The sequence below is a fragment of the Aestuariivivens sp. NBU2969 genome (assembly GCF_019931125.1).
Taxonomy (GTDB): Bacteria; Bacteroidota; Bacteroidia; order Flavobacteriales; family Flavobacteriaceae; genus Aestuariivivens; species Aestuariivivens marinum.
In genome coordinates, this window is record NZ_JAIOUU010000060.1 from 1 (window position 1) to 845 (window position 845).

Consider the following 845-nt stretch of genomic DNA (forward strand, 5'->3'; position numbering starts at 1 on the left):
CCTGTGGTGGCGTAACCTGGTCCAACGACTATAACGCACTTAGTGATGACTGTGGTGCTACTGGTTCGGTAACAGTGATTTTTACAGCTACTGATGATTGTAACAACAGCTCTACTACATCAGCTACATTTACTATTGAAGATACAACGCCTCCTTCTATCACAACTGATGCTAGCGATAGCACAGTTGAATGTGATGGTAGCGGTAACGCCGCTGAGTTAGCAGCCTGGTTAAGCTCTAATGGTGGGGCTGCCGCTTCTGACGCCTGTGGTGGGGTAACCTGGTCCAACGACTATAACGCACTTAGTGATGACTGTGGTGCTACTGGTTCGGTAACAGTGACCTTCACTGCTACGGACGACTGTAACAACAGCTCTACCACATCGGCTACTTTTACTATTGAAGATACAACGCCTCCTTCTATCACAACAGATGCTAGCGATAGCACAGTTGAATGTGACGGTAGCGGTAACGCCGCTGAGTTAGCAGCCTGGTTAAGCTCTAATGGTGGGGCTGCCGCTTCTGACGCCTGTGGTGGCGTAACCTGGTCCAACGACTATAACGCACTTAGTGATGACTGTGGTGCTACTGGTTCGGTAACAGTGATTTTTACAGCTACTGATGATTGTAACAACAGCTCTACTACATCAGCTACATTTACTATTGAAGATACAACGCCTCCTTCTATCACAACTGATGCTAGCGATAGCACCGTTGAATGTGACGGTAGTGGTAACGCCGCTGACCTTAACGTTTGGTTAAGCTCTAACGGTGGCGCAGTTGCCTCTGATACCTGTGGTGGCGTAACCTGGTCGAATGACTTTAGCGCACTTAGTGATGACTGT

Annotated in this window: 1 pseudogene; it reads left to right on the plus strand. The window is 48.3% G+C overall.

The annotated features are described in order from the left end of the window. Positions 1-845: pseudogene (locus K7G79_RS14690) on the plus strand (hypothetical protein); the annotation flags it as partial.